Origin of the sequence: Janibacter sp. CX7, assembly GCF_024362365.1 — a bacterium.
In the GTDB taxonomy this organism is placed as follows: domain Bacteria; phylum Actinomycetota; class Actinomycetes; order Actinomycetales; family Dermatophilaceae; genus Janibacter.
Genome location: NZ_CP101464.1, coordinates 783,525 through 809,465 on the forward strand (window position 1 = coordinate 783,525; position 25,941 = coordinate 809,465).

The window sequence follows — 25,941 nt, forward strand, 5'->3', positions numbered from 1 at the left end:
TGGATGTCGGGAGCTTGATGCTCGGTCCGGCGGAGGGTCGCAGTCGTCGCCCTGCTGTCGCCTAACATTGCGGCATGAGTACTCGGCTGGCCAGAACGGCCGCGGGGCCGCCCACCGCGCTGGTTGCATCGACGGTCCCGGAAACGTTGAACCTCTTCCATCGCGAGCTCATCCGGCAAATGCAGACCACGCATCACGTGCACGTCGTCTCCTCGCCCGGGCGCGACTTGGAGGCACTGCGCACCGAGATGGGGGTGGAGACGCACGCTGTTCCCATGACCCGCAGCATTTCGCCTCGCCAGGACCTCGTGTCCTTCTTCCGATGGTTGACCGTGATGCGCCGAGTGCGACCCGAGGTGGTGGTTACCGCGACACCGAAGGCAAGTCTCCTCGGTCAGGCTTGCGGACTACTGTTCGGGGCGCGCAAACGTCTCTACTACGTGGGAGGGCTGCGTTTTGAGGGTGACCGCGGGGCAAAGCGGGTCGTGTTGCAGCTCATGGAGAAGTTAACCGCTGCCTTCGCAACGGTCGTGACGCTGAACTCCGAATCTGCCTTCACTCGTGCTCAGCAGCTCGGGTTGTACCACCCACGCAAGATGGCTAAAACGGTCCCGGCTAGCAGCCACGGCGTGGACGCCGTCTACTTTTCTCCACGTTCACGTGACCCGCAGATGGCCAAGGACTTGGGCCTAGACCGTGAAGTCCCCACGTTCGGATTCGTTGGGAGGCTAACTCGAGACAAGGGCATCGATGAGTTGATTGAGGCACTCCACATACTGTCTGACCGGTCGTTCAACGTGTTGGTGGTGGGGCCCCAAAACGAACCTGATTCCATCCGGTACCTCGAGGCACTACAACGCGACAACAGGGTGGTGTGCGTCGGACGTCAGGAGGATCTAAGACCGTTCTATGCGCAAATGGACACGCTGCTGCTGCCCTCCTATCGCGAAGGCTTCCCCAACGTTGTGATGGAAGCTGCCGCATGCGCCGTACCCGCAATCGTGAGCGATGCGACCGGTGCCGTTGACAGCGTCCGGCATGGAGAGACCGGACTGGTCACGACCGTTAAGAGCGCCACGGAGCTCGCGGCGGCCATGTCCGCGGTACTCGAGAACCCAACTGAGGCGCGCACCATGGGGATGCGTGCTCGCGAGTGGATGGCCACAGAATTCGAGCCCTCCAAGGTGGTGGCGTCCCTCCTTGAGCCCCTGGCGTTGGGTTCCCTTGCTAGCGACTCTCGCCGCGTTGCGCACGTTATCAACGACCTCCGACCGGGAGGAGCGGAGAACCTCGTAGTCCAACTTGCGTATGAGCAGCGACGGGCCGGACACGACGCTCGAATCTTCACTCTCAGGGGATCGGGCAGTTCACATCTGGCGGAGCAGGCTGCGCGTCGTGACGTACCCGTCCAGGTATTGGGCGGACACCGGCTGAGCCCCTTGGCGTGGCTCAGAATGATTCGCATAGCTGGAGGTGCCGACGTCGTCCACGGACATCTGTTCCCTGTGGTGTGGCTTGTGGCAATTCTTCCTAGGAGGAAGACCGTCGTCACTGAACATTCACCCCATAATCGCCGTGCGGATTCAGCGTTCGGCCGATATCTGGACAGGGCGATCTATCGCAGGCATGGAAAGGTTGCCGCCATCAGCGATGGGGTGGAGGAGGCGCTCCGAGGCAGGATCGGGCACGACGTAAACGTGACCACCGTGCCAAACGGGATTGATTTGAACGCCATCAAGCCTGTCACCAACGCGCCAACACTTGCGGACCCGCTACGTGTAATTACCGTAGGTCGGTTAGATCACCGTAAGAATATCTCCGCCGCGATTCAAATCATGGACAGAGTGCTCGTTCCATCCGCTCTCGTAATTGTTGGTGATGGGCCGGAAAGGGACAATTTGTCACGAGAGGCGGCGGCACGGAGGGGGCAGGTCAAACTTCTAGGTCAACGTAATGACGTTCCAGCATTGCTGGCCGGCCAGCACGTATTCCTCAGTACCTCGACCTATGAGGGCTTTGGCATTGCGGCGCTGGAAGCCATGGCGGCCGGCCTCCCAGTTGTGGCTCCACGGGTCCCCGGCCTTACGGAGATCGTCGGTGACGCGGGAATTCTCTTCGAGCCCGGGGATCTTGACAGTGCGGCGCGGGCACTCAGTTCGTTGCGTGACCCGATTTCATGGCGCCGCCACTCTGAAATGGCGAGATTGCGGGCAAGAGACTTCTCTATTGAGGCGACCGCTGCTTTGTATGAGGAACTGTACGAACGTCGGCCCGATCGTCGGGCTTGTTGAGGAGCGTCGATTTGAACAATAGTCCGCGCGTTGTGGCGCTAATTCTTTCCTATTCACGGTCCGTCTCGGAACTGGGCGCCCTGGTGAAATCACTCGAAGAGGCCGGCGTTGAACCGTTCGTCGTTCCCACAAGTTCCCGGGTCGAATCCTCGCTCGAAGGAACTGGCATTCCATACAGGTCAATCCGCGCAAATCCCGGATTTGGCGCAGCCTTGACTCTGGCCCAAGAGCAGGTCGGAGCGTGGGATTGGTTGATGCCCGTAAACGACGATGTCGAGGTCCACTCCGACGAACTTCGTGCCGAGGTCGCGACATGGCAGGGCAGGCCGCCAGGTCAGTTAGTCTATCTGGATCAGGGGCCCAGGAAAAAAATTCCGGGAGTTGCCAACGTTCTAGGACAAGTCAGCCTGTGGGGAGGGGTCGCTTCACGGCTAAAGCTAGTGCTGAGGGCAAAGTTGTTTCGAACGCGGCCCAGTGTCCAACGCCTCGCTGAGCAGCCAACGTTCAAGCCATTCAGCATCGTGGCGTTCGACCGCGACCTTTGGAACAGGCTTGGCGGATTTGATCGACGCCTCATCTATACCTTTGAGGACGCCGATTTTGGGCGACGTGCAATTGAAATGGGCGCCGAGGTGTCCTACCCGACGCTTCGGGGCCTTGATCATCTGCGCTCCGGTACGAGTCGCAAGTACCCGGAAACAGTCTTGCCTGTCGCTGCTTGGTCTGCCGCGATGTATCTCATCACAATGGGATTGCCTCCTCGTCGCGCCCGATACCTATGTGCCGTAGCGTCCGTTGGACGAATGTTCGTTGTGCCATGGGTGGATATTCCCAAGACCTCTCACTCAAAGGGAATCGTTCGCAGCGCGATTCACCTGCTTAGGGGCAAGCCGCCGACGCTGCCCTCATATGATCAGCCGTGACGGGAGCGCCTTGGCGTCGTCTCCTGCAGTTTGGCGTCCTGCAACTTGTAGCCGCAATCTCCCCAGTCCTCGTTCTTCCGGTCGTTGTGGCGCAAGTGGGCGAACACGGGTGGGTAGGTCTCTCAATCGGCTATGGAATCGGTGCGGCTGCCGCGATCATGGTCGCGCTGGCGTGGCCGGTTGTTGGGCCGAGTCTTGTCGCAATCGAGTCTCCTAATGTGCGCGCCGCCTACTATCTGGAAAGTGTCCGTACGCGCACCTACTGCTTCGTGGCCACTTCCACCGTGGCGAGCGTCGCCGCCGCGATGCTCGCCCCTGACGGTGCGCGGGGACTGGCAGTAGCCATGGCGATTGCGATGGCCTCTTGGGGACTAACGCCTAGCTGGTATTTCGTCGGCGTGGGGAATCCGAGAGGGATTCTCAACTTTGAGACGCTTCCGCGCCTAGCTGCCTCTCTGATGGCCATACCCTTCGTCCACTTCACGGGAGTCGCGTACTTCTATCCCACTCTCGTGCTCTTGGGATCCCTCCTTCCGGTCACATTGGCCCACAGAATGCTCGTTCCCCGGGGTCAAGCGACGGTTGCACCCCCAGGGGCGTCGGATCGTCTGCGGACCAACGTGGCCCTGGCCTTGTCGTCGGTGGTCGGTGCGGGTTACACGAGCCTAGCGGTGCCATTGGCTAGCGCATCGGGGCTTCAAGTGGGAGCCGTTTCCAGCCTAGCCTCGGCATTCCGCATCAAAACATTAGGCCAGTTCGGGACCAATTCGGTAACCACGGCGCTTCAAGGATGGGTTCCTGACGACGATGACGGTAGGGCGGCCCGCAAGCGGGTCACGGCATCAGTCCTCGTGGTCATCTGCGGCGCAATCTCAGCGGTAGCGCTCGCAGTCGTCGCACCGTGGATTGCCGAGGTCCTCTTTGGCGATGTGGCGCCGGTAGACCGCCAGCTAGCCATGGCGCTAGCTGCTGGAGCCCTGCCGGTCGCGCTGAGTGCCACTCTGGCCTTTCACTGGCTTGTTCCCCTCGGCCAAGTTAGGGAAGTGGCCGCTGCCCGTATCGCGGGCACTGTAATTGGGGTTCCATTGATCGTTCTGGCTGCGAGAACGAGTGGGGCTTCTGCCGTAATGTGGGCGATGAACGCGGCAGAGGTAGTGGTGTGCCTCTGGTGCCTGAACGCCCTCAAGCGAAGGTACAACTCGTGATTGCTCGCTCGCCGATAACCTTCGACGACATATTCCACCCACGAGCGAATGCTCTCAATGCTTTACGCTTGATTCTTGCGTGTCTCGTCATCGTGTCCCATTCGTATCCCATCGCAGGATTCTCTTCTGATCCGAGCTGGGCCGGATTGAAGTTGGGCACCTGGTCGGTCGGAGGCTTCTTCGCCATCAGTGGCTATTTGATCACCAGAAGTGCAGAGGGGTCTGGGAAGAGCGCCTATATTCGTGCCCGACTGCTCCGGATATTGCCGGGCCTCTGGTTCTGTGCGCTAGTGACGGCGTTTGTTATCAGCCCATTCATTGGGTGGTTGAACTCTGCGGAATGGCGTTTCAGCGAGGCTTGGTCGTATGCGTGGCACACAATGACGTTTACCGACGGCGGAAATAGGGTCGGAGATGTCCTTCGCGGGAATCCTCTAGACGCTATGAACGGTTCTCTGTGGACTTTGACCTACGAGGTGGCGTGCTACGCAGGAATCGCCATCGTCGTGTGGAGCAAGGTCTTGTGGAGGGGGGCACACCTGGTCGTCGCCCTGGTCGGTGCCCAATTTCTGTCGCTCGCTGTCGCCCAGGCTTCGGCGGATGGCTCGATCGCAAATGTGGCCTATCTGTTGCCGTTCTTTCTCGCTGGATCGACGATCTACAAGTTTAGAAGTGTTGTCTCAGGTAGGCTCTGGCTATTCCTGTTGGCCCTAGCGGCGCTGGGGCTCGTTGTGGCGTCGGGTTGGGGTACTTCACTCGCGTCGATCCCGACCGCCTACGTGATTCTTTGGCTTGGTGCGCGTCTCCCTGGGACCTGGACGAGAGTTGGAGTCACCAATGATCTCTCCTACGGGATGTACGTCTTTGCCTTTCCGGTTCAACAAATGATGGCGGCGGCTGGGATGTCCGGCCTGGGGCCGGGAGCGTTCGTCGTAGTGAGCATCCTCGCAACTGTTCCCGTGGCGTACCTCAGCTGGTGCGCAGTGGAGCGGCCGGCCCTCAGGTGGGTAAGGGCGCGGCGCGCGGCCACGTCGGTGGTTCCCGTTCCACGTGCCCGGAGTTCTAAGGTCCGAGATGGACGGAAGTGACTTGAGGGCTCAGGGCACAAGGTGGCGCGGCTCCAAGCTTTCACGGAGGACGCTGATCGGAGGCGGCCTTGGGCTAATGGGGGCAGGCGCCGCCTACGTAATCGGCGCCGATGGTCGTCCCCCTCTGTCGGTCCTTGACAAGGGTGCGGTGGGGGATGGGGTCACTGATGACACTCGCGCTGTCCAAATGGCCATTGATGAGGCGTCCCGCTCTCGACGGCCATTGATCGTGCCACCCGGTCGTTACGTCGTAGAGGCGCCAATCATGGTTCGAGGCGTAGCCGGGTTTGAACTTGATATGCAAGGCGCATTTGTTCGGAAGCCGAACAGTGCGCAACAACCTCTTCTTTCGTTCGTTAAGTGTCGAAACATGCATTGTCGTTCCATTCGGCTTGATGGCAATGTGGTGGGGAATCGTCGGGCCACCGATGACGGAGGTTCGGTTCCTTTTGACGAGGTGAGCCATTCTCTACGTCTGGATCAGTGTCAGGATGTTCGTATTGACCTATTGGAGAGCGTCGATCCGACGGGAGATGTGCTCTACCTCGCTGGTGGTGACGGGGCTAATGAGCGTGTCAGCATTGAGCGCATCGTCGCTACGTCGAGTATCCACTCCGGCCGCAATGTCGTGTCTATCGTCGCCGGAGAGGATCTCAAGTTTGGTGACGTCTACGGATTCAACGTGGGGTATCCCCATACTTCGCCCGCGATGCCCGGAGGCTTTCTTATTGAGCCAAATCGTGGAGACCGTGTGGACGGGGTGAGTTTGCGGTCAGCCACGATCTCTACTGCCGGCGCTACTGGCTTGGGCGTTATTGCGGCGTTTGGCTCTCCAGTAAACGACGTGCGTGTGGGGCGGTTCAGTCTTTCTAAACTTCAGGGGGCCCCGGTGGAAGGGTGTGACGTCCACATTCGCGGGGCGCAGAATGTGCGAATTGAACTAGTTGAGGTGTCTCGGGCGGTCGGCGTGTCAACGCAGGTTCTAGCCATCGATGACGCACGTCATATTCGTGTGGGTTTGGTGGCAGATCGCATCGGCCCTCGAGGAGTGTCTCTTGGACAGAGAGCCGGAGTGGAGAACCTCCAGCTAACTGGAGCGCTTACTGGTGGAGAGGGGAACCTGATTGATGTCTACGGACTCTCGCAGTCATCCATTGCGATGACGCTGCGAGATCCGGGAGTAAACTCGGGGCTAATCAGCAAGGCGGTTAGTGGTAGATCTACCGGGGTTCGCATTTCTGGGGATTTGTCCCGCGGGGCCCGCGGCGCGTTTGGGATCGGGGGGCCAGGTGATGTCGAGGGGTGGAAGTTGGAGGGAGTCCAACTCAAGGGTTGGCCGAAAGGGACTGCGTGCCGCTTCGTTGACGATGGTTCCGCACAAGTGATGTAGACGCAGGTGAGGTCCGTGGATCGGAGTTTGCGTCTGGGGGCGACCCGGGATACCTCGTGACGGAAACGATGAAGGCCAAAATGAGCATAGACCCGACTAGCCCTTCGTAGAAGGGGTCAGACATGCTGATCGTCGCAGCTCCTGCAATGGCTCCGCGAGCACTCGCTGTGCGCCAAGCGGCTCCATTGAGTCGCAAGAGAATCGCCAGCATTATGATTCCCAGCGTGCCGCCAATCTGCAGCAGTGAAAGGACAATGTTGTGGGCTAGGGAGGTGACAAACTGGGAGGGGAGTGCGCCCTCCAATCCAGTCCATCCTGTGCCAAAGATCGGATTCGTCCGGAACTGATCCCACGCTGCGCGGTAAAGAATGAACCGGGCATCGGTGTTCTGTGTTGGGTCGTAGCCGCCGACGGAGCGAAGTGCCGTTACCTTTCCGAGAAGCGTCAGCCCAAGGACGGGAAGGCCGATGCATGAAAGGCGCAAGGCGAATCGCGACGCGGGGGTGCGTCCTGTGGACCACAAGTGGGCGGCCGCTGCTACGCCGACTGCAAGGATGGCACCTCTTGAGAGGGTTCCCAGGGCCGCAACTAGAGCGGCAAAGCCCACCAAGACGCTGAGGCGCGCGAAAGGCTTCTGTCCGATGAGAACGAATGCTGCTGTGACGAGCACCCCGGCGATATAATTCGATGCGCCCCACGATAGGACGGCCTCCGAGTGGAAGGCTGTTGGCGATCCGCTCTCCAGAAAGATCAGGGCAAGCTGGGCAACGGTAATTGCGGTGAACCCGAGTAGGCCAAGGGATATGAAGCTTTTCCCGAGGCCGGCCTTGCGCCAGTTCACACCGATGAGGGCGCCGAGAAGGACTCCGACCATGAAGTGGAGGGCTGTTAGTGCGGCCCTGGAGGTTATTGGGTGGATGACCAGGATGAGCGCGGCGAGCGGAATGAGACTCCACAGCCCCAGAGGTCCGAGTGACTCGATGCGCCCCTTGCCGGCAGGGTCTTTCTGCATCCGCGCGCCGACTGTGTGGAGCAGTAGGAGCGGTGCGACGAGATAGGGCATGGGAAGCGGGAGGCTTGAAATGCCCATGTCGGCGGTTGTGCCGAGAGGGATGAGGAGGAAGGTGATCCCTGATAGCGCAGCTCCGATGGACCAGGGTTCCGGAACAGTATGGGTGCTGTGAGGTTGTCCTGCGGGACTTCCAGAGGGCTTCATGAGTTCTTGGAGATGGTGGACTGGAACCAGGCGAAAGTTTCCCTGAGACCCTGTGTGAGAGATGTGGGTTGAAGGCTTGGAAACAGGTTGCGCAGCTTTTCATTTGCGGCTTGGGAGTGTGGCACGTCACCTGCTCTGGGCGCTCGGAAGTCCAGATCCACTGGGAAACCGGTAACCTCTGCGATTTTTTCCGTCAATTCGATGAGGCTAGTGTTCGTTCCGAATGCAAGGTTGACGGGTTCAGGGCTTTCGGAACGATTCTCCACTGCCCTTTTCAGGACTTCGCATACCGTGCCCACGTAGGTGAAATCCCGGGAGTTGGTTCCGTCGCCGTTAATGGGGAGTGGTTCTCCTCGGAGCAGTGCGTCAAGGAAGATGGGAATTACTGCTGCATAGACGTGCCCGGCTCTTTGCCCAGGCCCATAGACGTTGAAGAACCGGAAGGCGAGAGTCTGCATGTCGTAGGCGCTTTGGTAGGCGAGAAGGTACTGTTCAGCAGCCAACTTACTCACCGCGTAAGGGCTCATGGGGCGGACCCATTCGCGTTCATGCTTTGGCAGGGCGGGATTTGATCCATAAACTGAGGATGAACTGGACATAATGACGTGCCCGACGCCTTCGCGCCTAGCTGACTCGAGGACCTTCAACGTGCCGGTCGCGTTGACTTCGTGCGAGCGGCCAGGGTTGCGAATGCTGCGCGGGACGCTGCCAAGTGCGGCGAGGTGGACAATTGAGTCTTGTCCAGCGACTGCTTGGTCGAGCGTTCCTTCGTCGAGTATCGATGCGTGGTGAAACTCAATGTTCATGTTGTCGAGATTGTCGGCGTAGCCGGTCGACAGGTCGTCAATAACTGTAACGGTGTGGCCAGCCTCGATCATTGTCTTTGCGAGGTTGGATCCGATGAAGCCAGCTCCACCTGTGATGAGAATGCGCATCGTTGGAAGGGATCCTGTCTGTCGTGTGAACCTGTTGGACTGCTCTAGGCCCGCTTTTGAAGAGGGCGCGCCGGGATTCCTGCGACGGTAGTGCCGTCAGAGACATTGCGAGTGACGCAGGCGCCTGCGCCCACCGTCACTCCTGCACCAAGCGTCAGTTGCTGCAGCACGGTTGAGTTGGCTCCCACGAGGGTATGTGCGCCCACGGTGCACTCACCCGACAGGGTGGCATTGGGGTTGATGCTTACGAAGTCGTGACAGACAGTGTCGTGGCCGAGCACGGCGTGACCGTTGAGATGGGCATGCTGCCCGAGGCGGACATTGGTCCCGATCGAGACCCCGCCCAGCACGATCAGGCCCTCGCCGTGGCGGAACTGGCTGCCGACGATGGCGGTCGGATGGATGAGGGCGGGGAAGTGGCGACCGGGTGACGACAGCGCAGACACGATCGCTGTACGCGCCAACGGGCTGCCGACCCCGACGGCGACAGCGGTGTCCGCCGGAATGTCGCTGAGCGTGCCCAGGTGGTCGACGTCGAGCGCGTGTAGACGCTCGAGGTTGGCCTCCGACGGGGCGTCGTCGACGACCCCGAGCAGTCGCCACGTCGGAGACACGGAGTTGATCGCACGGACGACGTCGATGGTCTCGCGGCCGAACCCACCGGCACCGACGATGACGAGGTCACGCATCAGGCACCGTGGAGCCCATGAACTCCGGCATGGTGGCCTCGCCTCCGGCAGAGATGCCATCCCGCCGGAGCACCTGGAGCGCCGTGCGGAGGATGATCCGCACGTCGAGCGCCAAGTCGTGCTTGTCGACATACTCGACGTCGTACGCGAACTTTTCCTCCCATGAGATCGCATTGCGTCCGTTGACCTGAGCAAGCCCGGTGAGGCCCGGGCGGACTTCGTGGCGACGGGCTTGGTGGGGGGAGTAGCGCTCGAGGTACTGCACGAGGAGCGGCCGGGGGCCGACGACGGACAGGTCTCCCCGGACGATGTTCCACAGCGTCGGCAGCTCGTCGAGGCTCGTGCTGCGCAGGAAGGCGCCCAACCGAGTCATGCGTTCGGCGTCCGTCACGAGACCGCGCTCGGGATCCGGGAGCAGCATCGTGCGGAACTTGAGCATTTCGAAGACCTCACCGTTGAGGCCGGGGCGAGCCTGACGGAAGAGCACCGGTCGGCCCAGCTTGATCCGGATGGCGATCGCGGTGATGGCTTGGACCGGCAGTGACAGGACCAGGGCGGGCCCGGCAACCAGGAGGTCGAGGGCGCGCTTGCCGCGGTAGCTCATGGAGCCTCGACCACCTGCGTAAGTGAATCGATGACGCGGTCGATCTGGGCGTCTGTCAGGGCGGGGCCGCTGGGCAGGGTGACCCCTCGGCTGAAGAGGTCTTCGCTGACTCCGGTCGTGAAGGAGCGGGCGTCGGAGAAGACCGGCTGAAGGTGCATCGGCTTCCATAGGTGGCGGACTTCGATCTGCTGGGCGGACATGGCCTCAACGATCTTGTCTGCGGGGGTGGTGCCGCTCCCTCGCTCCTCAACCAGCGATGGGTCGAGGACAACGGTGGTGAGCCAGCAGTTGTCGTCGGAGTCGTCACGGTCGGCGTCGTCTCGGCCGAGGAAGCGCAAGGGCAGGTCGGCGAAGGCGGCTGCGTAGCGGTCACGGATCTCCCGACGACGGGCGATCATCCCGTCGAGGCGCTGCAGCTGGCCCCGTCCAAGAGCCGCCAGCACGTTGGAGAGGCGGTAGTTGTAGCCGATCTCGGTGTGCTCGTACCACGGCACGGGCTCACGGGACTGGGTCGACAGCTTCCGTGCGTGGTCGATCAGTTCCGCGTCGTCGCTCAGGAGCATGCCACCACCCGAGGTGGTCATGATCTTGTTGCCGTTGAAGGACAAGGCGGCGGCCCGGCCGAAGGAGCCGGCGGCACGGCCGGAGAGCGAGGCGCCCAAGGACTCCGCCGCATCCTCCAGGAGCGGGACGCCGAGCTCGGCCAGTCCGGGCTCGACCACCGAGTAGTCGGCAGCCCGGCCGAAGAGGTCGACCGGGATCGCCGCGACTACGGTCTCGCCCTCGGCCTGGAGGGATCTCACCGCGTCGAGCATGAGTTCGACATCAACGTTGCCGTCGCTCGTCAGGCTGTCGACGAAGACCGGGTCGGCGCCGGTGTAGACCACAGCATTGACCGTGGCTGCGAAGGTCATGCTGGCCACCACCACCTTGGCCCCCGGTCGAGCGCCCAGATGGAGCAGCGCGAGATGCAAGGCAGCGGTGCCCGAGCTCAGCGCGAGGGCATGCTCCACTCCGACCCGTTCAGCGATCTCGCGTTCGAAGGCGTCGACGTGCGGCCCGAGGGGGGCGACCCACCCGGAACGCAGGGCGTCGAGGACGAACTCTTCTTCAAGGTCGGAGACCACGGCCTGGGACATCAGGATGCGTTCGCTCATGCGGTTGAAACCTCGTGGTTGCCGCGCAGGCCCTCGGCTCGCATGTAAGCGACGGTGTCGCTCGCGGAGTCGGCTGCCAGCACATCGTGTGGAGTTAGGGCCGCGACGTCGACGTGGTTGACGAGTGGGTGGGCGGACTGCTGGATGTCCTCCCCGGGGGTGAAGAGCTCCTCCGAAAGCTTCTCGCCGGGCCGCAGACCGGTGTAGACGATCTCGATGTCGTCTCGTCCCGACAGGTCGATGAGGGTAGTGGCCACGTCGTTGATCTTGGCCGGTGTGCCCATGTCGAGAACCATCACCTGGCCATCGGCGCCGATCGCTGCTGCTTGAAGCACCAACTGGCAGGCCTCGGGGATGAGCATGAAATACCGCTCGACCTCGGGATGGGTCACAGTCACCGGGCCGCCCGCCTCGATCTGCGCTGTGAAAGCGGTGATCACGGAACCTCGCGAGCCCAGCACATTGCCGAAGCGGACGCTCACGTAGGTGTTGTCGTCGCGTGCGGCGAATTCGGACGTCAGCCTCTCCGTCAGGCGCTTGCTGTAGCCGAGGACACTGGTCGGATTGGCTGCCTTGTCCGTCGAGACGTTGACGAATGTCTCCACGCCGTGGTCGGAGGCCGCCTGCAGGACGTTGAGCGTGCCGAGCACGTTGGTCTTCCACGCCTCCATCGGATAGCGCTCCAGCAGCGGGAGGTGCTTCAGGGCGGCTGCGTGGAAGACCACTTGTGGCCGGTGCTCGCTGAAGATTTCCTGCAGTCGTCCTGGGTCGCGGATGTCAGCGAGGACGGTGTCGTCGCTGTCGAGCAGTCCGCGCCCGGACATGCTGATCTGGGTGGCGTGCAGGGCGGACTCGTCGCGGTCGAGCAGGAGTAACTTGCGTGGGCCGAACTTCGCGATCTGGCGGCACAGCTCGGACCCGATTGAACCGCCGGCGCCGGTGACGAGGACCACCTTGCCGTTGATCGACTCGGCGATGGCAGCGGAATCGAGTTCGATCGGGCGGCGCCCCAGGAGGTCGGCAAGATCCAGGGCGCGCAAGTCGCGGCCGGTCGGACGGCGGAAGAGTTCGCTCGTCTGGGGTAGGACGAGGACGTCGAGGCCTGCGTCGCGTGTGAGCTCCCGCACCTCGGCCAGGAGGGAAGAGTTCGCGGATGGAATGGCCACGGCCACAGTTGACGCGTTGGTCTGGTCCGCCAGCGCGGCGATGTCGTGACGGGTGCCGCGCACGCGTACCCCGTCGATGCTCAAGCGTGCCTTGGCCGGATCGTCATCGACCAGCGCAACAGGTAAGAGGCCGGCTTTGGGGTCGCGGAGCATCGTGCGCACGAGCTGGCGGCCACCCTCGCCGGCACCGAGGACTATGACGCGACGGTCGTCATCTGTGGCACGGTGCCGAGCCCGCCGCGTACGTAGCACGGTACGTGCAGCCAACATGGCCATGGCAGCGACCAGTGCAGAGGTTAGAGGCACCGACCGCGGGACGAGCTGCGCCGGCAGCAACGCGTTCACAACCAGACCCAGCAGGCCGACGATCAATGCCGTCTTCGTCAGGTCGACGATCTCCTCGAAGGAACCGCGGGAGTGGCCCACTGCGTACGGGCCGGCTAGCCCGCCGAGCGCCAAGTAGGCGGCTGCGGAGAGCAAGGCAAACAGCAGGGTGCCGCTTGCCAGCGCCTCCGTGAAGCTGAAGTCGAATCGTAGAAAGACCGCAGCGACGGTAGCCCCGATCCAGAGCCCCCCGTCAATCCCCGCCCAGCGCCACCGTGTTGATGCAGATGTCGCCCCAGCCTTGCCCACCCTTTGTGCCTCCCTCGCGCGCATGCCAACCGTCGTTCGTTGGGGCGTTGCGGCCTCATCGTATAGGCGATCGGAGCCACTTTCTGACCAGGTCTCAACGCGCCGATTGACCGGATGCGCGCAGACCGCCGCGATCGCCTCCGACCTATACTTGCCGACGGCCGACGCGCACGACTCGGGGGGCGCGACACCGACGAGGAGACCGCGTGACCCTGGAAGATCTCTGGAAGCTGACTCGCAGACAGTTCGTCGTCATTGGCGCTGCCGCGCTCGCCGGGCTGTTGCTGGCCTTCGTGTGGATGAGCCTGCAGCCCAAGGTCTACACCGCGACCGCCGCCGGCTACGTCACGGCTGGTGGCGGCTCGAGCATCGGCGAGTCCTATTCGTCGCAGACGCTGGCGCAGCAGAAGGCTCAGGCGTACGTCACCCTCTTCACCAACCGGCGCGTGACCGAAGCAGTCATCAAGGACCTCGGTCTCGACGCCACGCCACAGGCTCTGGCAGGGCGAATCACAGCCACCGTGCCCGACGAGGGGGTCTCGATCAGCGTGACTGCTTCCGGGCCCTCACCACAGGAGGCGAAGTCGATCGCCGACTCTGTCGTCACCGCCGCAGCGGCGGAAGCCAAGCGGATTGAGGAGTCCGGGCCGACGAGGCGGGTGGTGCAGGCGGACGGCAGCACCCGCACGGTCAAGTCGCAGGCTCAGGTGCTCATCGAGCCCAATGAATCAGCGATCCTGCCCACGGCCCCTTCGTCGCCGGATCCCACCCGCGTCCTGCCGCTTGGCCTCGTGTTTGGCCTGCTCGTGGGCTACGGCATCGCTGCGGTCCGGCACTACAACGACACCAAGCTGCGACACGTCGATGATGTCGAGGAGACAGTAGGCGCGGGCGTGCTCGGGGTGCTGCCCATGAGCAAGGACCTGGGGTCGGAACGCGGGGAGGCGCGCCGGTCCAAGGCCTTCCACGAGCGAGAGGCGCTGCGCAAACTGCGCACCAACCTGCGCTTCGTCGACGTCGACAACCAGCCGCGCTCGATCGTCGTCACCAGCGCCAACCAGGGCGAGGGCAAGTCGACCGTGGCCGGCAACCTCGCCACCGTCCTGGCCGAGTCGGGGGAGCGGGTCGTGCTCGTCGATGCCGACCTGCGACGCTCGGCGGTGGCTCGCGCCTTCGACCTCGATGGGTCGGTGGGGCTCACCGAGGTGCTCGCCGGCACGATCACATTGCCCGACGCACTCCAGGACACTGACGTGCCCGGTCTGCAGATCCTCGCGGCAGGCGCGACCCCGCCCAACCCGTCGGAGCTGCTCGGGTCGCACCGGATGGAGCAGCTCATCGAGGAGCTCGCCCACGGACACTTCGTCATCCTCGATGCGCCGCCGCTGCTGCCGGTCACCGATGCGGTCCTGCTCACCCGCAGCGCGGACGGCGCAGTGCTCGTCGTCGCCGCTGGTAGGACGCACAAGGAGGCGCTCGATCGGGCGGCCGCGTCACTAAGGGGCGTGGATGCCAAGGTGCTCGGTGCTGTGCTCAACCAGGCATCGACGAAGAAGGTCGACCGGATCCGCTACGGCGACGTCGAGTACGGCAACGTCACGTCCTACGAGAAGGAGTACACCGCCGAGGCCGACGGTGCCATGTCGCGTCGCGACGTCAAGGCCGCCCGCCGCGGTCGGTCCTGAACGGACGCTTGACTGAGGCTGGAGGTCAGCGCTGGGCGCTCCTTCCGGGCAGGCCCAGCTGACGCTTGGCCCGACGTTCCGAGCGAGGGGCAGTTTCAGGGTCGTAATAGCCGTAGTAGCTGGCACCGTAGCCGCCGGCCGACTTGTGCCCGACACGGTTGAGAACGAGCCCGAGGAGGGTGTTGTCGACACCGCCCAGTGCTTCGAGGGTCGCTTTGAGCTGCTCCTTGCGGACGATCGTCGTCCCGACGAGAACCATGACGCCGTCGACCTTGGTGCTCAGCACTACTGCATCCGTCACAGGAAGCACGGGTGGGGTGTCGATGAGGACGTAGTCGAAGCGTGCCGAAAGGTGGGTGAGCACGCGACTCATGGCGTCGGAGGCGAGCAGCTCGCTCGGGTTGGGCGGGATGGCTCCCGCGCCGATGACTTCCAGACGGTCCTGGCCATAGGGCTGGAGCACGTCGTTGATGTCGGCACGCTCGATAAGCACGTCGGTCAGACCTGCGGCGCCCTCGAGACCGAGGTACTCGAGCAGTCGAGGTCGGCGCAGGTCGCCCTCGATGAGACAGACCGTCGAGCCGGACTGGGCGAGGGTCAGCGCGAGGTTGGCGATGGTCGTCGACTTGCCCTCGCCCGGGATGGAGGAGGTGAGCAGGATGGTCCGCGGGTGGTTGGCCGCGTCGACGAACATGAGGTTGGTGCGCACTGCGCGGAAGGCTTCGGACCGCGGCGACGACGGGTCCGACTCGACGATGAGCGGCTCCTTGCCCGCGCGCGGATCGAAGTGCACGGCGCCGATGACCGGCTCCTCGGTGATCTCCTCGACGTCTTCGTCGGTGCGGACCGTCGTGTCGAGGAGGTGACGTAGCGCGGCCAGGCCCAGTCCGAGCAGTAGGCCGAGCACTACCCCGAGCGCGAGGTTGCGAGCGGGTACCGGGCTGGTCGGGGTTTCGCCCGTAGAGGCGGGCTCGACGAGCGAGACCTTGATCGGAGAGGTGCGATTGGACCCCTCGGGTCGCTCGACCTCGGAGACGACCTGGGGGAAGGTCTCGCCGATCGCCGTGGCGATCTCCTGCGCGTGCGCGGGGTCGGTGTCGGTGACGGCGACTTCGAGGATGACCGTCTCGGGCGGTGTGGTGACCGCCAGCTGCTGCGCCAGGTCCGACGTCGTCGTGTCGTCCCCGAGCTCGTCGACGACCGGGTTGAGCGCCCTCGGAGTCTTGAGCAGCTGGGCGTACGACTTCACCCGCTGCTGGGTGAAGGTGCTGCCCTGACTCAGCTGGGTGGTGTCGGCACCTGACACCGATACGAAGAACTGTGTCGAGGAGGTGTACTTCTTCGTCTGGAGCGCGGTGACGACCGCGGCGAGCCCGACGACGACCAAGGTGGTGACGACGATGGTGATCCACCGCTTGCGGACGATCCTCAGGTAGTCCTGCAGCTCCACGCTCTTGGTGCCTCTCTCGGGTCGCAAATGATGACAGCAACCGCGAGTCTGGCACAGGGGCAAGCATCCGGCAGGATTGCCCCATGAGCGTGCGCATCATGACCGTCTGCACCGGCAACATCTGCCGATCGCCCTATGCCCAGCTGGCGCTGGGACATGCCCTCGAGGGCGTGCGTCCGGGCGCCTTCGAGGTGGTGAGTGCGGGGACCCAGGCGCTCATCGGCAACCCGGTCGAGCCGGGGAGCGCCTCGATCCTTGACGCGAAGGACATCACCCACGACCACTTCGCTGCGCGGCAGATCAGCGAGCGCATGCTCGACGACATCGACATCGTCCTGCCGCTCGAGGTGAGCCACCGCAAGATCGTGCTCTCCTACTCCCCGCGCCACCTCAAGCGGGCCTACACGGTCAAGGAGCTGGCCCGCCTCCTCGACTCCGCCGACGAGCGGGAACCGTGGACCGAGCGTCTCGCAGGGCTGGCCACGCCTGAGGAGAGGTGGGCGGCGCTCCCTTCGCACCTGGCGCGGGAGCGGGGACTGAGCAGGGTCCCCGAAGGCGCCGACGACATCGACGACCCCTACCGGCAGCCGCAGGAGGTCTTCGACCGGATGGCCGCCGAGGTCGACGCGGCCGTGGAGCGGGTCGTGGCCTTCGAGCGGCAGTTCGATTAGGGAGGGGTGGGGGTCGGGCCCTTCGAGACGTTCGGCCGCGGGCGGCCTCACTCCTCAGGGGCCGGGGGCGAAAGGTGGGGCGGTTGTCGCCTTCCTGCTGGCCATCGGGCCGCCGGCGTCGAATGTCGGGCCGGGGCCGCTGGGGTACGTGTGGGTGCTGCTCGTGCTGACCGGTGCGCTGTGGTGGTTCGGCGCAGCCGGGCACGGGCGCAGGGGAGTCTCGCGCGGTGAGGTGTGGGCCGGTGGCGCGCTGCTCGGCTGGCTCTGGCTCTGCCTGCTGCGGTCCGGGGAGCGCTGGGACACGGCTCTGGCTGCCACGGCTCTGACGACACTCGCGCTGCTCACCGCGTGGGCGTGGGCCCGCGCGGTCAAACCCGAGGAGAGACCGCAGGCCCTCGTCCTCGTGCTCGGGGCGGCGGCCGTCGGGACGGCGCTCGCGGCGTGGATCGTCCCACTCGTCCTCCACCAGGGCGTCGGGTGGCGGCCGGGCCTGCCGATCGGTGGTGCGTCCAACAACGCGGTCGGCCTGACCCTCGTGCTCGCGGGCGTGATCACCGGTCGACGGATGTGGCCCGAGCGGCGCTGGTTGTGGTGGTGTCTCGCCGCCGTGACGGCACTGCTCGTCGTGCAGAGCCTCTCGCGCGCGGGGTGGGCGCTGGCGCTCGTCGTCGCGGTCGTGGCGATCGTGCGACATCGCCACTGGAACCTGCGATGGGGCGGCCCGGCCGTCCTGCTCGTCGTCGCGGTCGGGCTGGGTGAGCTGACCCGTCGGCGGGGGCTCAGCCTCTTCGTCGACGAGGCGCGCTGGCACAACATCACCACCGGCCTCGATGCATGGTCCGGCTCGACGAGCGCGGTGCTCTTCGGGCTCGGGCCCATGCGGATGTGGCCGTGGCTGGAGCTCGAGCGAGGGCGGCCCGGGGAGCAGTTCGACGGACCGCTGCAGTACGACGGGCCGTGGGGTGCCGTGCTCTACCACGCGCACTCGACCTATCTGGAGCTGCTCGTCGAGTACGGGATGGTGGGGCTCGCCCTGCTGGTGGTCGTGCTCGGGCTGGTCGTGCGGCGGTGCGTCCGGGAGATCCGGCGAGGTGGGGAGCTCGAGCTCGTCGCCGTGGCTGTGCTGCTCGCGCTGCCCGCGATGCTGGTCGAGACGTATCTGGTGCGGGGGTTTCCTTCGGCGCTGCTCTTCTGGTGTGCGGTGCTGGTGGTGGGGCCCTTCGAGACGCTTGCTGCGCAAGCTCCTCAGGGACCGGGGTTGGTTTCGAGGCTCCTTCGTCGCCCCTCAACCCCCGATGACACGTAGGTTTTAGCCATGTCGAAAGCGTGGAGCTCACCGGTCGTGGTCGGAGCGGCGCTGCTCGCGCTCGTGCTGGCGGTCGGGGGCGCGTGGGCCTGGGTCTTCGCCGAGCAGGGCACGGCGCCGGCCCGGGCGACGGCGGCAGCCCCCCCTTCGTCATCGTCCTCGTCCACGAGCTCGCCGTCGGTCGCCGAGCCGACCTGGACCATCGACCAGGCGCGTGATGCCCTCGCCGGCGACGGGTCGCGGGTGCTCGTGCTCGGCGACTCGACCGGCAACGGCAGTGAGGACTGGGTGAGCCAGTGGGGGCAGCAGGCCCAGATGCCCGTCGCGCTCTGGGACACGGCGGGCGAGGCGGGCTACGTCGACGAGACCGAGGAGACGCGGATCTGGTCGGGCGCCATGAACAGGGGCACTGCCGACTACCCGCTCGACCACGACGCGATTTGGCCCGCGCAGGACCCGGACCTCGTGCTGCTCAACTACGGCCACTACGAGGAGTCGGGCGACGCCGCAGCGGAGGGGCTCGAGGAGCTCAGCGAGCAGGTTGCCGACCGCTACCCCGAGGCACCGGTCGTCGTCGTCCTGCAGAACCCGCAGGCCGACGACGCCAACGAGCCGACCCGCACCGCCATTGCCGACTGGGCGGAGGGCGCGGGGCTGCCGACGATCGACGTCGCGGCGGCCTTCGAGGACACGGACTCGACCGAGGAGCTGCTCGACGGTGAGATCAACCCGTCGCTGGCGGGCTCGCAGCTGTGGGCGGAGACGGTGGCGGAGGCGCTGGGGTAGCCCTTCGTAACGCTTGCAGCCCTTCGAGACGCTTGCAGCCCTTCGAGACGCTTGCAGCCCTTCGAGACGCTTGCAGAGCAAGCTCCTCAGGGACCGCAAGCTCCTCAGGGACCGCAAGCTCCTCAGGGACCGCAAGCTCCTCAGGGACCGCAAGCTCCTCAGGGACCGCAAGCTCCTCAGGGACCGAGGAGGTCGAGGAGGTACTGGCCGTAGCCGCTCTTGACGAGGGGCTCGGCGCGCTGGCGGAGGCCGTCGTCGTCGAGGTAACCCATACGCCAAGCGACCTCTTCAGGGGCGCCGATCTTGGTGTCCTGCCGACTCTCGAGGGTGCGGACGAAGTTGCTCGCGTCGTTGAGCGAGTCGAAGGTGCCCGTGTCCAGCCACGCCGTGCCGCGGGGGAGGATTTCGACCTGCAGCTTGCCCTCGTCGAGGTAACTACGGTTGAGGTCCGTGATCTCGAGCTCACCTCGCCCCGACGGGCGGACCTTCTTCGCGCGCTCGACGACACTGTCGTCGTAGAAGTAGAGGCCCGGGACGGCGTAGCGGCTCTTCGGAGTCTCCGGCTTTTCTTCGAGCGACAGGACTCGACCGTTGCCATCGAACTCGACGATCCCGTAGGCCCTGGGGTCTGCCACCTGATAGCCGAAGACCGCGGCGCCGTCGATGGCTTCGAATCGTCGCAGCTGGGTGCCCAGACTGGGACCGTAGAAGATGTTGTCTCCGAGGACGAGGGCCGCGGGGCCTCCGGCGAGGTGCTCCTCGCCGATGAGGAAGGCCTGCGCCAGCCCGTCGGGGCTCGGCTGCTGCGCGAAGGTGATGGAGATCCCGAACTGGGAGCCGTCGCCCAGAAGGGCCTCGAACTGGCGGGCGTCGTGCGGGGTGGTGATCACCAGGATGTCTCGGATCCCGGCCAGCATGAGCGTGCTCAGCGGGTAGTAGATCATCGGCTTGTCATAGACCGGGACGAGCTGCTTCGAGATGCCCAAGGTGATCGGGTGCAGCCGGGATCCAGTCCCCCCGGCGAGAATGATGCCTCGCATGCGAGCGAGCCTAGGGGACTGGTTAACCTGTGCGCATGTCACTCTCGGTGGAGCCGACCTCGATCGCAGGCCTGCTCGTCGTCCGGCGCCCGGTGCACCGTGACGCGCGGGGGTGGTTCACCGAGTCCTGGCAGCGGGCAAAGATGGTCGCGGCGGGGCTGCCCGACTTCGGGCCGGTGCAGCACAACGTCTCCCACAACGCCGCGCGCGGCGCCACCCGGGGCATCCACGCCGAACCCTGGGACAAGCTCGTCACCGTCGTCCACGGCCGGGTCTTCGGTGCCTGGGTCGACCTGCGCGCGGGTGAGGGCTTCGGCGCCACCGTCACCCTCGAGCTCGACGAGAGCACCGCCGTCTTCGTCCCGCGCGGCGTCGGCAACTCCTACCAGGCCCTCGCCGACGAGACCGTCTACTCCTATCTCGTCAACGAGCACTGGCGCCCCGATCTCACCTATCCCGCTCTCGCCCTCGACGACCCCACTGCCGCCATCGACTGGCCGATCCCGTTGTCGCAGAGTGGGTGTGAGGGGGCGCAGATCAGCGACAAGGACCGGACCAACCCGCGACTGGCGGAGGTCACCCCCTTCGTCCCGCGGCCGGCGCTGGTCCTCGGTGGCAGCGGGCAGGTCGGCTCGGCCCTGCATCGTCTCCTGCCCGATGCCGTCGCGCCGGGCCGCGACGAGCTCGACCTCACCGACCCCGCCGCCGTCGAAGCCCTCGACCTCAGCGGTCACGACCTGGTCATCAATGCCGCGGCGATGACCGCCGTCGACGCCGCCGAGACGCCCGACGGCAGTCGGCTCGCCTGGCGGCTCAATGCCGAGCTGCCCGCCCAGCTCGCGAGGAAGGCTGCGGCGCAAGGCTGCACGCTCGTGCACTACTCCACGGACTACGTCTTCGACGGGCAGCGCGAGGTCCATGACGAAGGTGAGCCCCTCACCCCGGTGAGCGAGTACGGCCGCACCAAGGCCGCCGGCGACCTCGCCGTCGGCGTCGCCCCGCGCCACTACGTGCTGCGCACGTCCTGGGTGGTGGGGGACGGGGGCAACTTCGTCGCGACGATGGCCCGCCTGGCGGATGAAGGGAGGTCCCCTCGCGTCGTCGACGACCAGTGGGGCCGGCTGTCCTTCGCCGACGAGATCGCGGCGGCGACGCTCCACCTCGTGGCGAGCGGGGCCCCCTTCGGCACCTATGACGTGACGCAGGCGGGGGAGCCGATGACCTGGGCGGCGATCGCCCGGGAGGTCTTTGCGCTGCGGGGACGCTCGCGCGACGACGTGACCGCGGTGACGACGGCCGCCTACGAGGCCGGGCTCGGCGAACGCGTGAGCGCGCCGCGCCCGCGGCACTCGACGCTCGCGCTCGACAAGCTGGTGGCCGCGGGGTACGAGCCCGTGGACCAGGTGGAGGCGCTGCGGCGCTTCGTGGCCCTTCGAGACGGCCGCGGACGGCCTCCTCAGGGACCGGAAGGAGAGGGGAGCTGATCATGCGGGTGCTCGTGACCGGGGGAGCCGGGTTCATCGGGAGCAACTTCGTGCACCAGACGCTGGCGACGCGGCCGGACGCGGAGGTGACCGTGCTCGACGCGCTGACCTACGCCGGGTCGCGGACCTCGCTCGACGGGGTGCTCGACGACGTGCGCTTCGTCGAAGGCCGGGTCGAGGACGGTGGCCTTGTCGACCGGCTCGTGGGGGAGGCCGACGTCGTCGTGCACTTCGCCGCGGAGTCGCACAACGACAACTCGCTGGCCTCGCCGGGGCCCTTCGTCCAGACCAATGTCGTCGGCACCTACGAGCTGCTCGAAGCCGTCCGCCGCCACGACGTGCGCTACCACCACATCTCCACCGACGAGGTCTACGGCGACCTCGCGCTGGACTCGCCGGAGCGCTTCAGCGAGGCCACGCCCTACAACCCGTCGAGCCCCTATTCGTCGACGAAGGGGGCGAGTGACCTGCTCGTGCGGGCGTGGGTGAGGTCCTTCGGCGTCGAGGCGACGATCTCCAACTGCTCGAACAACTACGGCCCCCGCCAGCACGTCGAGAAGTTCATCCCGCGCCAGATCACCGAGCTCATCGACGGGCGCCGGCCGCGGCTCTACGGCGACGGGCTCAACGTGCGCGACTGGATCCACGTCGACGACCACAACAGCGCCGTCTGGGCGATCATCGACCGCGGGCAGCTCGGCGAGACCTATCTCATCGGCGCCGACGGCGAGGTCGACAACACGACCGTCGTCGAGTCGGTGCTCGAGCTCATGGGCCGCGAGGCCGGCGATTACGACCACGTCACCGACCGCCCCGGGCACGACCGGCGCTACGCCATCGACTGGAGCCGGCTGCGCGAGGAGCTCGGCTGGCAGCCTCGGTACCGCGACTTCCGGTCCGGGTTGGCGGCGACGATCGACTGGTACCGGACCCACGAGGAGTGGTGGCGGCCGCAGAAGTCGGCCACCGAGGCCCGCTACGCCCGGAGCGAAAAGGTGCTGTGATTCCCCTTCGCCCTCGGTTTTTGGGACCATGCCGGGATGCGCAACGGCTATCTCGACCTGCTGCGGGTCGTCGGCACGGTCGCGATCGTCCTCGGGCACATCGAGGGTCTCAAGCCGCTGCCGGACTACGTCTACCCCTGGCACGTGCCGCTGTACTTCATGTTGTCGGGGTGGCTGTGGCGGCCGGGGTCACGTGACTTCGGCAGCGAGGTCAAGGTGCGCGCCAAGACCCTGCTGCTGCCGTACGTCCCGTGGTTTGCGATCGTCTCCCTCGTCTACGGGCTCGAGCTGTGGCGAAGGGGGCGCGACAGCACCGGCAAGGTCGAGGAGCAGCTGCCGGGCGGGGCCTATGCGATCGAGCCGTACTCCGCCTTCTGGTTCATCACCGCGCTCTTCGTCGCCGTCGTCGTCGTCCGCGCCATGGAGGCGCTGCGCCTGCCGCTGTGGCTGCAGATCGGGGTGGGCGTGGGGCTGTGCGCGCTCGTGCAGATCTACCAGGACATCTCGGTGAACTCGCCCTTCGCGATCGCGCAGGGGCTGGGGTGCGTCATCTTCGTGCAGGCGGGCTACCTGGCGCGGCTGCTCACCGGGCGCTCGGGGCAGCGCTCGCGGTGGAGTCGCCGGACGCTGTGGGTGATGGCGATCGCGACCTTTGCGGCCGGGGTGTGGATCACGACGTGGCCGGGGGTGGGCAACCTCAACCTGAAGTTCGCGCAGTTCAACGAGCCGGTGTGGGCCGTCCTCGCGGGGATCCTCATCAGCGCCGGGATGATCATGGCCCCGATCTACATCGGCGGGGTGTGGTCGCACCGGATCAGCACGCTCGCCCAGTCGGGCATGGCGGTGATCCTGCTGCACGCGCTCTTCGTGTGGCTGGGCAAGGACTACCACCCCTGGGCCGTCGCCGTCGTGGCGGTGGTCGTGCCGTGGACCCTCGGGCTGCTGCTCGCGCGCACGCGGTGGGGGTGGGTCTTCGGCTGCTCTCGGCCCAAGCCGCTGGTGCCGGCTGCGTGAGCCTCTGCGTCGGGAGGTCGGGAGGTCGGTTGCCCCACCCCCAGCAGCTCGGTTGAGGTAATCGCGACCGTCTATTCGGTCGGAGGTACCTCTACTGGCGGGGTCAGCGGGGCGTGCTCGCGCTCATAGCGCTGGGTCGAGGTAACCGTGACCGACTAATCGGTCGGAGGTACCTCGTCCGCTGATACCTCGACGCGTCGACACGGTTGTCCCCAAGTTTGTCTGGGCGGGTCCAGTTGTCCACCGATCTCGCGAGGGGGGCCGCGAGGGGAGCACTCTCCTCCACTGTTCGGAGATGACCGACACCACGCCCGAGCAGCCAGAGGATGCCCACAGCCACGACGACGAAGGGGGTCGACCGCACGTCACGCGCGAAGGACCGCTGGACCGCCATCAGCGGGTGCTCGCCGTCGCGGAGGACACCGACTTCGTCGTTAGCCACCAGATGCTGCGCGCCATCGGAGTGAGCCGGCAGCAGGCAGCGCGTCAGGTCTCGGCCGGTCGTTGGACGAAGTGCGGCAGCCGGACCTTCGCTGTGCGCACCGGGCCGTTGGGGTTTCACGCCCGGTGCTGGCGAGGCGTGTGGGAGACGGGGGAGAGGATCGCCGTCATCGACGGGGTGAGCTCGCTCCGGCTCGCCGGGCTCAAGGGGTGGGACGAAGGCGACGTCGTCTTCGTGTCCGTCGTCCACCGGCACGACCGGACTCACCGTGAGGGAGTACAGGTGCGCAAGCTCGCTCGCCGCGTCCCCGACGAGGTCATCTCCTCGGGGGTACCGCGCACGCGCCCCGCAGTGGCAGCGATCCGGGCCGCGCACTGGGCAGCGAGCGACCGCGCGGCAGCGACTCTGCTCGCGATGGCCGTGCAACAGCGCCTTGTCACCCCCGATCAACTCGTCACGGCAGGGCAGATCGTCAAGGGGCGGACGCGCAGAGCCTTCATCGCACAGGTCGTCGCCGACATCGCCACCGGCGCCCACTCGCTCAACGAGCTCGACTTCGCGGCGGCGTGCCGGGCGCGGGGGCTTCCGGAGCCGACTCGTCAGGCGGTGCGCACGGGGTCCAAAGGGAGGGTGTACCTCGACGTGCTCTTCGAAAAGCACGGGCTGGTCGTCGAGATCGATGGTGCCGGCCACCTCTGGGGACTCAACGGTATCGCCGACGCCCTCCGAGCCAATCAAGTCGTCATCGACGGAGACCGCGTGCTGCGCATCAACGTCCTGGGCTGGCGGCTCGATGCCGACGCCTTCATGGATCAGGTGACTGCCGCCCTTCGCTCCGGGTGGGCACGGGAAAACCTCGCCAGACACAACGCAGACACGCTCGAGGTGCCACCGGACGAGGTGTGAGCGACCGGATAGTCGGTCAGAGATACCTCAACCCGCGCGTTGGGGGAGCGGGGGCCGGAGGTTGCCTGCTGGGTCGAGGTGTGAGCGACCGGATAGTCGGTCAGGGATACCTCAACCGAGCGGTCCGGGGGCCCTGCAGGAGGGCTCGCAGGAGGCGACGAAGGTGGGAAGGGGGACCGGGGTCAGCCGATCCACTCGCCCCAGCCGTGGTGCAGCACGAGCCAGGCGATCAGGCCGTAGCCCGCCTGGCCGGGGTGCACGCCATCAGCGGAGGCGGCGATGTCGGACTCCCACTGGTCGTGGCCGGCCAGCGGGGTGAAGGTGTCGACGAACGTGACGCCCCGGCGGTCGCAGACGTCGCGCTGGGCCTCGACGACGTGGCGCAGCTGGTTGTTGACCTCCGGGTCGGCGGAGGGCGGGGGGCCGACGACGAAGGTCGCGACACCCTGGCTCGAGGCCTCGTCGAGGATGTTGGCGAGGTTGAGCCGCAGGCGGGCGATCGAGGTGGCCTGGGCGACGTCGGCATGGCCGATCTGGACGACCAGCCGCCGCTCGAAGACCCCCTCGAAGCGGGCGGGGGACTCGCGCAGCCAGCGCTCGGCGACCCCGCCGGCGGTCTCGCCGCGCACCCCGAGGTTGTAGTGCGCGACGACCGCGTCCTTGACCTGGGTGCGGGCCATGACCCGACCGACCCACCCAAGAGCCTTGTCGTCACCCTCGCCGGCGACGAAGGAGTCGCCGATGAAGACCAGCGAGATCTCCCGGCGCCCGTCCTCCTGGCCGAAGGTCGCGCTGGGGGTGAACTCGTTGCCGGCTGCGTCCGTCATCGGGTGGCCGCTCACGTGGGGTACTCCTG

At 65.7% G+C, this 25,941-nt stretch carries 21 protein-coding genes; 12 read left to right on the forward strand and 9 right to left on the reverse strand.

Annotation, left to right across the window (positions count from 1 at the left end; genetic code table 11):
• The first annotated feature begins 74 nt into the window (after positions 1 to 74).
• The 4 genes from NMQ01_RS03930 (at position 75) to NMQ01_RS15945 (ending at position 6,897) form a co-directional block, all read left to right on the forward strand.
• Positions 75 to 2,291: a glycosyltransferase gene (locus tag NMQ01_RS03930; protein WP_255185569.1), complete on the forward strand. Its 2,217-nt coding sequence runs from the start codon at positions 75 to 77 to the stop codon at positions 2,289 to 2,291.
• 919 nt (positions 2,292 to 3,210) lie between these two features.
• Positions 3,211 to 4,419 carry a hypothetical protein gene (locus NMQ01_RS03935; RefSeq protein WP_255185570.1) on the forward strand — a complete coding sequence of 403 codons (1,209 nt, stop codon included), beginning with the start codon at positions 3,211 to 3,213 and terminating at the stop codon, positions 4,417 to 4,419.
• Positions 4,416 to 5,507, forward strand: coding sequence for an acyltransferase (locus NMQ01_RS03940; protein ID WP_255185571.1), 1,092 nt, complete (start codon positions 4,416 to 4,418; stop codon positions 5,505 to 5,507). The genes NMQ01_RS03935 and NMQ01_RS03940 overlap by 4 nt, the downstream gene beginning before the upstream one ends.
• Before the next feature lie 76 nt (positions 5,508 to 5,583).
• The gene (locus NMQ01_RS15945) at positions 5,584 to 6,897 is read left to right on the forward strand and encodes a glycosyl hydrolase family 28-related protein (RefSeq protein ID WP_369694859.1); all 1,314 of its coding nucleotides are present in this window, start codon (positions 5,584 to 5,586) and stop codon (positions 6,895 to 6,897) included.
• Here the strand turns inward: NMQ01_RS15945 and NMQ01_RS03945 are convergent.
• From NMQ01_RS03945 to NMQ01_RS03970, 6 genes are all read right to left on the reverse strand, one after another.
• Positions 6,833 to 7,960, reverse strand: a complete 1,128-nt coding sequence (locus NMQ01_RS03945; RefSeq protein WP_255185572.1) for an O-antigen ligase — start codon at positions 7,958 to 7,960, stop codon at positions 6,833 to 6,835. The genes NMQ01_RS15945 and NMQ01_RS03945 overlap by 65 nt on opposite strands.
• A gap of 149 nt (positions 7,961 to 8,109) precedes the next feature.
• Positions 8,110 to 9,048 carry an NAD-dependent epimerase/dehydratase family protein gene (locus NMQ01_RS03950; RefSeq protein ID WP_255185573.1) on the reverse strand — a complete coding sequence of 313 codons (939 nt, stop codon included), beginning with the start codon at positions 9,046 to 9,048 and terminating at the stop codon, positions 8,110 to 8,112.
• Positions 9,049 to 9,092: 44 nt separating this feature from the next.
• Positions 9,093 to 9,737 (reverse strand): acetyltransferase, encoded by a 645-nt coding sequence (locus NMQ01_RS03955; RefSeq protein ID WP_255185574.1) that lies wholly within the window; start codon positions 9,735 to 9,737, stop codon positions 9,093 to 9,095.
• Positions 9,730 to 10,341 (reverse strand): sugar transferase, encoded by a 612-nt coding sequence (locus NMQ01_RS03960; RefSeq protein WP_255185575.1) that lies wholly within the window; start codon positions 10,339 to 10,341, stop codon positions 9,730 to 9,732. Before NMQ01_RS03960 ends, NMQ01_RS03955 begins: the two co-directional genes overlap by 8 nt.
• Entirely contained in the window at positions 10,338 to 11,498 is a 1,161-nt protein-coding gene (locus tag NMQ01_RS03965; RefSeq protein ID WP_255185576.1) for a DegT/DnrJ/EryC1/StrS aminotransferase family protein, read from the reverse strand. Before NMQ01_RS03965 ends, NMQ01_RS03960 begins: the two co-directional genes overlap by 4 nt.
• On the reverse strand, positions 11,495 to 13,297 hold the full coding sequence (locus tag NMQ01_RS03970) for a nucleoside-diphosphate sugar epimerase/dehydratase (RefSeq protein WP_255185577.1): 1,803 nt from the start codon (positions 13,295 to 13,297) through the stop codon (positions 11,495 to 11,497). Before NMQ01_RS03970 ends, NMQ01_RS03965 begins: the two co-directional genes overlap by 4 nt.
• 206 nt (positions 13,298 to 13,503) lie before the next feature.
• Between NMQ01_RS03970 and NMQ01_RS03975 the strand changes: the two genes are divergently transcribed.
• Entirely contained in the window at positions 13,504 to 14,982 is a 1,479-nt protein-coding gene (locus NMQ01_RS03975) for a polysaccharide biosynthesis tyrosine autokinase (protein ID WP_255185578.1), read from the forward strand.
• A 25-nt stretch (positions 14,983 to 15,007) separates the two neighbouring features.
• On the opposite strand, the gene NMQ01_RS03980 is transcribed toward NMQ01_RS03975, so the two are convergent.
• Positions 15,008 to 16,432, reverse strand: a complete 1,425-nt coding sequence (locus NMQ01_RS03980) for a polysaccharide biosynthesis tyrosine autokinase (RefSeq protein ID WP_255185579.1) — start codon at positions 16,430 to 16,432, stop codon at positions 15,008 to 15,010.
• Between the two features lie 83 nt (positions 16,433 to 16,515).
• On the opposite strand from NMQ01_RS03980, the gene NMQ01_RS03985 reads away from it, so the two are divergent.
• The 3 genes from NMQ01_RS03985 to NMQ01_RS03995 all read left to right on the forward strand — a co-directional run bounded on the left by NMQ01_RS03985 (position 16,516) and on the right by NMQ01_RS03995 (position 19,195).
• On the forward strand, positions 16,516 to 17,103 hold the full coding sequence (locus NMQ01_RS03985) for a low molecular weight phosphatase family protein (protein ID WP_255185580.1): 588 nt from the start codon (positions 16,516 to 16,518) through the stop codon (positions 17,101 to 17,103).
• Positions 17,104 to 17,257: 154 nt separating this feature from the next.
• Positions 17,258 to 18,409 carry an O-antigen ligase family protein gene (locus tag NMQ01_RS03990; RefSeq protein WP_255185581.1) on the forward strand — a complete coding sequence of 384 codons (1,152 nt, stop codon included), beginning with the start codon at positions 17,258 to 17,260 and terminating at the stop codon, positions 18,407 to 18,409.
• Positions 18,410 to 18,418: 9 nt separating this feature from the next.
• Complete coding sequence (locus tag NMQ01_RS03995) at positions 18,419 to 19,195, forward strand: SGNH/GDSL hydrolase family protein (protein ID WP_255185582.1); 777 nt, start codon at positions 18,419 to 18,421, stop codon at positions 19,193 to 19,195.
• A gap of 176 nt (positions 19,196 to 19,371) precedes the next feature.
• Here NMQ01_RS03995 and rfbA read toward each other — a convergent pair whose 3' ends face one another.
• Entirely contained in the window at positions 19,372 to 20,235 is an 864-nt protein-coding gene (rfbA, locus tag NMQ01_RS04000; protein ID WP_255185583.1) for a glucose-1-phosphate thymidylyltransferase RfbA, read from the reverse strand.
• Between the two features lie 35 nt (positions 20,236 to 20,270).
• Here rfbA and NMQ01_RS04005 point away from each other — a divergent pair, with 35 nt between their 5' ends.
• The 4 genes from NMQ01_RS04005 (at position 20,271) to NMQ01_RS04020 (ending at position 25,085) form a co-directional block, all read left to right on the forward strand.
• Positions 20,271 to 21,719, forward strand: a complete 1,449-nt coding sequence (locus NMQ01_RS04005; protein ID WP_255185584.1) for a bifunctional dTDP-4-dehydrorhamnose 3,5-epimerase family protein/NAD(P)-dependent oxidoreductase — start codon at positions 20,271 to 20,273, stop codon at positions 21,717 to 21,719.
• A 2-nt stretch (positions 21,720 to 21,721) separates the two neighbouring features.
• On the forward strand, positions 21,722 to 22,723 hold the full coding sequence (rfbB, locus tag NMQ01_RS04010) for a dTDP-glucose 4,6-dehydratase (RefSeq protein ID WP_255185585.1): 1,002 nt from the start codon (positions 21,722 to 21,724) through the stop codon (positions 22,721 to 22,723).
• Between the two features lie 36 nt (positions 22,724 to 22,759).
• On the forward strand, positions 22,760 to 23,737 hold the full coding sequence (locus NMQ01_RS04015) for an acyltransferase family protein (protein ID WP_255185586.1): 978 nt from the start codon (positions 22,760 to 22,762) through the stop codon (positions 23,735 to 23,737).
• A gap of 724 nt (positions 23,738 to 24,461) precedes the next feature.
• Positions 24,462 to 25,085 carry a hypothetical protein gene (locus NMQ01_RS04020; RefSeq protein WP_255185587.1) on the forward strand — a complete coding sequence of 208 codons (624 nt, stop codon included), beginning with the start codon at positions 24,462 to 24,464 and terminating at the stop codon, positions 25,083 to 25,085.
• Positions 25,086 to 25,267: 182 nt separating this feature from the next.
• Here NMQ01_RS04020 and NMQ01_RS04025 read toward each other — a convergent pair whose 3' ends face one another.
• A complete protein-coding gene (locus NMQ01_RS04025; protein WP_255185588.1) occupies positions 25,268 to 25,927 on the reverse strand; it encodes a GDSL-type esterase/lipase family protein in 660 nt (219 codons plus the stop codon).
• Positions 25,928 to 25,941 lie beyond the last annotated feature (14 nt).

Bases quoted from the DNA above. Each gene is read 5' to 3' on its own strand.
- NMQ01_RS03930 (WP_255185569.1), top strand. From the start codon at position 75: ATGAGTACTCGGCTGGCCAGAACGGCCGCGGGGCCGCCCACCGCGCTG.
- NMQ01_RS15945 (WP_369694859.1), top strand. From the start codon at position 5,584: ATGGGGGCAGGCGCCGCCTACGTAATCGGCGCCGATGGTCGTCCCCCT.
- NMQ01_RS03945 (WP_255185572.1), bottom strand. From the start codon at position 7,960: ATGCCCTATCTCGTCGCACCGCTCCTACTGCTCCACACAGTCGGCGCG.
- NMQ01_RS03950 (WP_255185573.1), bottom strand. From the start codon at position 9,048: ATGCGCATTCTCATCACAGGTGGAGCTGGCTTCATCGGATCCAACCTC.
- NMQ01_RS03955 (WP_255185574.1), bottom strand. From the start codon at position 9,737: ATGCGTGACCTCGTCATCGTCGGTGCCGGTGGGTTCGGCCGCGAGACC.
- NMQ01_RS03960 (WP_255185575.1), bottom strand. From the start codon at position 10,341: ATGAGCTACCGCGGCAAGCGCGCCCTCGACCTCCTGGTTGCCGGGCCC.
- NMQ01_RS03965 (WP_255185576.1), bottom strand. From the start codon at position 11,498: ATGAGCGAACGCATCCTGATGTCCCAGGCCGTGGTCTCCGACCTTGAA.
- NMQ01_RS03985 (WP_255185580.1), top strand. From the start codon at position 16,516: ATGAGCGTGCGCATCATGACCGTCTGCACCGGCAACATCTGCCGATCG.
- NMQ01_RS03995 (WP_255185582.1), top strand. From the start codon at position 18,419: ATGTCGAAAGCGTGGAGCTCACCGGTCGTGGTCGGAGCGGCGCTGCTC.
- rfbA (WP_255185583.1), bottom strand. From the start codon at position 20,235: ATGCGAGGCATCATTCTCGCCGGGGGGACTGGATCCCGGCTGCACCCG.
- NMQ01_RS04005 (WP_255185584.1), top strand. From the start codon at position 20,271: ATGTCACTCTCGGTGGAGCCGACCTCGATCGCAGGCCTGCTCGTCGTC.
- rfbB (WP_255185585.1), top strand. From the start codon at position 21,722: ATGCGGGTGCTCGTGACCGGGGGAGCCGGGTTCATCGGGAGCAACTTC.
- NMQ01_RS04015 (WP_255185586.1), top strand. From the start codon at position 22,760: ATGCGCAACGGCTATCTCGACCTGCTGCGGGTCGTCGGCACGGTCGCG.